10 protein-coding genes are annotated in these 4,806 nt (G+C 62.3%); all 10 read left to right on the top strand.

From position 1 onward, the window contains the following. The coding region (locus XANALMUS060_RS20780) for a hypothetical protein (RefSeq protein ID WP_235430586.1) at positions 1–262 on the top strand (262 nt) is incomplete at its 5' end. Next, a complete protein-coding gene (locus XANALMUS060_RS16575; RefSeq protein ID WP_052688253.1) occupies positions 262–1,569 on the top strand; it encodes a phage portal protein in 1,308 nt (435 codons plus the stop codon). The genes XANALMUS060_RS20780 and XANALMUS060_RS16575, both read left to right, overlap by 1 nt. Further along, positions 1,566–2,033 (top strand): phage portal protein, encoded by a 468-nt coding sequence (locus XANALMUS060_RS16570; RefSeq protein WP_052688252.1) that lies wholly within the window; start codon positions 1,566–1,568, stop codon positions 2,031–2,033. The genes XANALMUS060_RS16575 and XANALMUS060_RS16570 overlap by 4 nt, the downstream gene beginning before the upstream one ends. After that, positions 1,975–2,298, top strand: a complete 324-nt coding sequence (locus XANALMUS060_RS17865; RefSeq protein ID WP_082065228.1) for a phage portal protein — start codon at positions 1,975–1,977, stop codon at positions 2,296–2,298. The genes XANALMUS060_RS16570 and XANALMUS060_RS17865 overlap by 59 nt, the downstream gene beginning before the upstream one ends. A gap of 4 nt (positions 2,299–2,302) precedes the next feature. Next, the gene (locus XANALMUS060_RS16565) at positions 2,303–2,656 is read left to right on the top strand and encodes a hypothetical protein (RefSeq protein ID WP_152640584.1); all 354 of its coding nucleotides are present in this window, start codon (positions 2,303–2,305) and stop codon (positions 2,654–2,656) included. After that, the gene (locus XANALMUS060_RS16560) at positions 2,608–2,931 is read left to right on the top strand and encodes a phage portal protein (RefSeq protein ID WP_082065228.1); all 324 of its coding nucleotides are present in this window, start codon (positions 2,608–2,610) and stop codon (positions 2,929–2,931) included. The genes XANALMUS060_RS16565 and XANALMUS060_RS16560 overlap by 49 nt, the downstream gene beginning before the upstream one ends. 4 nt (positions 2,932–2,935) lie before the next feature. Then, a complete protein-coding gene (locus tag XANALMUS060_RS21540) occupies positions 2,936–3,283 on the top strand; it encodes a hypothetical protein (RefSeq protein ID WP_200894088.1) in 348 nt (115 codons plus the stop codon). Further along, positions 3,240–3,644: a S49 family peptidase gene (locus tag XANALMUS060_RS16555; protein WP_052688250.1), complete on the top strand. Its 405-nt coding sequence runs from the start codon at positions 3,240–3,242 to the stop codon at positions 3,642–3,644. Before XANALMUS060_RS21540 ends, XANALMUS060_RS16555 begins: the two co-directional genes overlap by 44 nt. Further along, entirely contained in the window at positions 3,635–4,132 is a 498-nt protein-coding gene (locus XANALMUS060_RS16550; protein ID WP_052688249.1) for a S49 family peptidase, read from the top strand. The genes XANALMUS060_RS16555 and XANALMUS060_RS16550 overlap by 10 nt, the downstream gene beginning before the upstream one ends. 284 nt (positions 4,133–4,416) lie before the next feature. Beyond that, positions 4,417–4,806: hypothetical protein (locus tag XANALMUS060_RS16545; RefSeq protein ID WP_045739382.1), on the top strand; the 390-nt coding region annotated here is incomplete at its 3' end.

Below are 4,806 nucleotides of genomic sequence, written 5' to 3'. Positions count from 1 at the left end.
TCGTCGCACTGATCATGGCGTTCTCACGCGCGATCAAGCCTGGCGACGGCATCGTCATCGACAGCAGTTACCAATTGATGGTGTTGTGATGGGACGCCTTGCCGACTTCCTCGGTCATTTCGGCCGGGCGCGCGCTGATGCGAACGACCACAGCGCATGGGGATCGTTCTGGTTCGACGCACTGATCATGGCGTTCTCACGCGCGATCAAGCCTGGCGACGGCATCGTCATCGACAGCAGTTACCAATTGATGGTGTTGTGATGGGACGCCTTGCCGACTTCCTCGGTCATTTCGGCCGGGCGCGCGCTGATGCGAACGACCACAGCGCATGGGGATCGTTCTGGTTCGAGCCGGTCACCCTGCGCACCACCAGTGGTGCACGGATTTCGAGCGAGTCGGCGCTGCGTCTGTCAGCCGTCTATGCCTGCGTGCGCATCCTGGCCGCCGAAAGCATGGCCTCCTTGCCTTTCATCCTGTACAGCCCACACAGCCGTGGCAAGGTGGAGGTGACCGATCACTGGTTGTACCGGCTATTCCACGTGCGTCCGAATCGGTATCAGAACCCATTCGAGTGGCGCGAAATGCTCATGGGCCACCTGGCGCTGCGTGGCAATGCGTTCTGTCGCATTGTCGGCGATGCGGCGGGCCAGATCACCGATCTCATCCCGATCCACCCGGATCGGATCAGCCTGGTGCTCTCCAATACTCAGGCCGATGAATACAGCTACCGCATGATAGACCGCTTCGGCAATCAGACCATTCTGCCGCGCGGCGCTGTCTGGCATCTGCGGGGGCAAAGCATGGCCTCCTTGCCTTTCATCCTGTACAGCCCACACAGCCGTGGCAAGGTGGAGGTGACCGATCACTGGTTGTACCGGCTATTCCACGTGCGTCCGAATCGGTATCAGAACCCATTCGAGTGGCGCGAAATGCTCATGGGCCACCTGGCGCTGCGTGGCAATGCGTTCTGTCGCATTGTCGGCGATGCGGCGGGCCAGATCACCGATCTCATCCCGATCCACCCGGATCGGATCAGCCTGGTGCTCTCCAATACTCAGGCCGATGAATACAGCTACCGCATGATAGACCGCTTCGGCAATCAGACCATTCTGCCGCGCGGCGCTGTCTGGCATCTGCGGGGGCTGTCCTCCGACGGCATGATCGGCCTGTCGCCTATCGAGATGGCGCGCGAGAGTGTTGGCCTGGCGCTCACCGCCCAGGAGTACGGCTCACGCTTTTTTGCCAACGACGCCAAGCCCACCGGCGGCTGGATCGAATACCCCGGCACCTTCAAGGACAAACCCGCTCGCGACAACTTCCGAGAGTCTTACCAGCACGCGCAGGGCGCGATGAACCGTGGCAAGGTGCTGGTCCTGGAAGCAGGTATGAAGTACCACGAGGTCGGCGTGACCAACAAGGAAGCGCAGTTCCTGGAACTGCGCAAATTTCAGGTCACCGACATCGCACGCTTGTTCCGTGTTCCGCCGCACATGATTGCGGACCTGGATCGTGCGACCAACAACAACATCGAACAGCAGTCAATCGAATTCGTGCGTCCGACGGCATGATCGGCCTGTCGCCTATCGAGATGGCGCGCGAGAGTGTTGGCCTGGCGCTCACCGCCCAGGAGTACGGCTCACGCTTTTTTGCCAACGACGCCAAGCCCACCGGCGGCTGGATCGAATACCCCGGCACCTTCAAGGACAAACCCGCTCGCGACAACTTCCGAGAGTCTTACCAGCACGCGCAGGGCGCGATGAACCGTGGCAAGGTGCTGGTCCTGGAAGCAGGTATGAAGTACCACGAGGTCGGCGTGACCAACAAGGAAGCGCAGTTCCTGGAACTGCGCAAATTTCAGGTCACCGACATCGCACGCTTGTTCCGTGTTCCGCCGCACATGATTGCGGACCTGGATCGTGCGACCAACAACAACATCGAACAGCAGTCAATCGAATTCGTGCGCTACCTACACCATGCGTCCGTGGGCCGAGCGCTGGGAAGCCAGCATTCGCGCCGATCTGATGCTCGATGAGGACGACATGGACTGCGAATTCGATTTCGCAGCCTTGATGCGCGGTGACGCCAACAGCCGGGCGACTTACTACTCGGCGATGGTCAGCATGGGGGCGCTCACCCGCAATGAGGTGCGCGTGGCCGAGAACTACGCGCCACTGCCTGGATTGGACGAACCCTTGGTGGCACTCAACATGGGTGCCACCGGTCCCAATCAGCAGCCCACACCGACACAAGCGCCACCGGATGACGACAACGCTGAGCCCAGCAAGATCAACGAATAAGACGATGACGATGAAACGTGACATGCGCGGGGGACTGCTGATGGCTGAGTTCCTGACCACTCCCTGGGCGTTGATGCCCGAGCGCTTGCATGCGCTGACTGCAGTGTTTGACCGTTGGAGTCAGCATGCGCCGGTTGCTGACGACCTCCTCGAGCGCGTGATGGCAGACCGCCAGGCACGTCAGCTCAAACGTCAAAGTGCGCAATCGGCGTCAGGCGATGGCATCGCGGTGCTGCCGCTGTATGGCGTGGTCACCCAGCGCGGCAACATGGTCGAGGATGTGTCTGGCCCTGGCACCACGAGCACACCATGCGTCCGTGGGCCGAGCGCTGGGAAGCCAGCATTCGCGCCGATCTGATGCTCGATGAGGACGACATGGACTGCGAATTCGATTTCGCAGCCTTGATGCGCGGTGACGCCAACAGCCGGGCGACTTACTACTCGGCGATGGTCAGCATGGGGGCGCTCACCCGCAATGAGGTGCGCGTGGCCGAGAACTACGCGCCACTGCCTGGATTGGACGAACCCTTGGTGGCACTCAACATGGGTGCCACCGGTCCCAATCAGCAGCCCACACCGACACAAGCGCCACCGGATGACGACAACGCTGAGCCCAGCAAGATCAACGAATAAGACGATGACGATGAAACGTGACATGCGCGGGGGACTGCTGATGGCTGAGTTCCTGACCACTCCCTGGGCGTTGATGCCCGAGCGCTTGCATGCGCTGACTGCAGTGTTTGACCGTTGGAGTCAGCATGCGCCGGTTGCTGACGACCTCCTCGAGCGCGTGATGGCAGACCGCCAGGCACGTCAGCTCAAACGTCAAAGTGCGCAATCGGCGTCAGGCGATGGCATCGCGGTGCTGCCGCTGTATGGCGTGGTCACCCAGCGCGGCAACATGGTCGAGGATGTGTCTGGCCCTGGCACCACGAGCACGCATGCATCTGCTTGGTGCCGCCTTGCGCCAGGCGCTTGCCGATGACACGGTCAGTCAAATTCTGATCGACATCGATAGTCCCGGCGGCAGCGTCTACGGTGTTGCCGAACTGGCGGACCAGATCCAGTCGGCGCGCTCGATCAAACCGGTCGTGGCAGTAGCCAACAGCCTGGCCGCCAGCGCGGCCTACTGGATCGGCTGCGCCGCTGGGGAGTTATACGTCACCCCCGGCGGCGAAGTCGGCTCCATCGGTGTGTGGCAAGCGCACTTCGACTATTCGCAGGCACTGGCCGCTGACGGCGTCACCCCCACGACATCGATAGTCCCGGCGGCAGCGTCTACGGTGTTGCCGAACTGGCGGACCAGATCCAGTCGGCGCGCTCGATCAAACCGGTCGTGGCAGTAGCCAACAGCCTGGCCGCCAGCGCGGCCTACTGGATCGGCTGCGCCGCTGGGGAGTTATACGTCACCCCCGGCGGCGAAGTCGGCTCCATCGGTGTGTGGCAAGCGCACTTCGACTATTCGCAGGCACTGGCCGCTGACGGCGTCACCCCCACCTTAATCTCGGCTGGCAAGTACAAGGTCGAAGGCAATCCATACGGACCTCTGGACGAGCAAGCGCTTGGCTTTATGCAATCGCGCGTGGATGACTACTACGGCGCGCGCGTTCACCAAAGCCGTCGCCAAGGGGCGTGGCCAGCCGATTGCCAGCGTGCGCGATGGCATGGGCCAGGGCCGTGTACTAGGCGCAGACGCTTCACCAAAGCCGTCGCCAAGGGGCGTGGCCAGCCGATTGCCAGCGTGCGCGATGGCATGGGCCAGGGCCGTGTACTAGGCGCAGACGCGGCCGGCACTGGCCCAAAAGATGGTCGATGGCATCGCGACCTTCGATGACGTCATCACGATGATGCAAAAGCGTGGCCGCGCGCAGAGCCGGGCCACCTCTCGTCTCGTCCAAACGTCATCACGATGATGCAAAAGCGTGGCCGCGCGCAGAGCCGGGCCACCTCTCGTCTCGTCCAAGCCAGGAACACGCTGGCCTTGATGTGATGCCCCCACTGTCCGGCATCACCGGGCAGAACCAACGCACAGCCGCTTGAGGGAAGCCTCGGCGGCTTTTTTTATACCCGCACCGGTGATGCTCACCCGCACGGGTTTTTTCATTTGGAGAACCCGCAATGAGCAAACATCTACGAGAACTGCAGGCCAAGAAGGCCAAGCTCGTCAAGGACGCCCGTGCCTTGACGGAAGGTGCCGCCGCCGCCGAGAACCGCGATCTGACGGTAGAAGAGGTCAGCCACTTCGACGCACTGCGCGCGCAGATCGAAACAGCCTCTGCCGCCATCGACAGGGAGATGAGCCTGGTGGCAGAGGAGGCACGCTCGGCCAGCGTCGCGGTGGCGGTGGCGTTGGCGTCAGGCGCTGCCGTGCAGCCGTCTCCCGCTGCCGTCAGCGTGCCGACAAGCGCGAGCATCCTCAGCGTCAGCGACAACCGAGAACTCGACCCCCGGCGCGGGTTTGCCAGCGTCGGAGAATTCCTCAAATCCGTGCGACAAGCCGAAAGCGCA

The organism is Xanthomonas sp. MUS 060 (assembly GCF_000963215.1).
In the GTDB taxonomy this organism is placed as follows: Bacteria; Pseudomonadota; Gammaproteobacteria; order Xanthomonadales; family Xanthomonadaceae; genus Xanthomonas_A.
This window is presented reverse-complemented; position numbering and strand designations above follow the sequence as displayed.

What these genes read in the sequence shown, in the direction of transcription:
- XANALMUS060_RS16555 (WP_052688250.1), top strand. Translation starts at nt 3,240, where the DNA reads ATGCATCTGCTTGGTGCCGCCTTGCGCCAGGCGCTTGCCGATGACACG.
- XANALMUS060_RS16570 (WP_052688252.1), top strand. Translation starts at nt 1,566, where the DNA reads ATGATCGGCCTGTCGCCTATCGAGATGGCGCGCGAGAGTGTTGGCCTG.
- XANALMUS060_RS16575 (WP_052688253.1), top strand. Translation starts at nt 262, where the DNA reads ATGGGACGCCTTGCCGACTTCCTCGGTCATTTCGGCCGGGCGCGCGCT.
- XANALMUS060_RS17865 (WP_082065228.1), top strand. Translation starts at nt 1,975, where the DNA reads ATGCGTCCGTGGGCCGAGCGCTGGGAAGCCAGCATTCGCGCCGATCTG.
- XANALMUS060_RS21540 (WP_200894088.1), top strand. Translation starts at nt 2,936, where the DNA reads ATGACGATGAAACGTGACATGCGCGGGGGACTGCTGATGGCTGAGTTC.
- XANALMUS060_RS16565 (WP_152640584.1), top strand. Translation starts at nt 2,303, where the DNA reads ATGACGATGAAACGTGACATGCGCGGGGGACTGCTGATGGCTGAGTTC.
- XANALMUS060_RS16560 (WP_082065228.1), top strand. Translation starts at nt 2,608, where the DNA reads ATGCGTCCGTGGGCCGAGCGCTGGGAAGCCAGCATTCGCGCCGATCTG.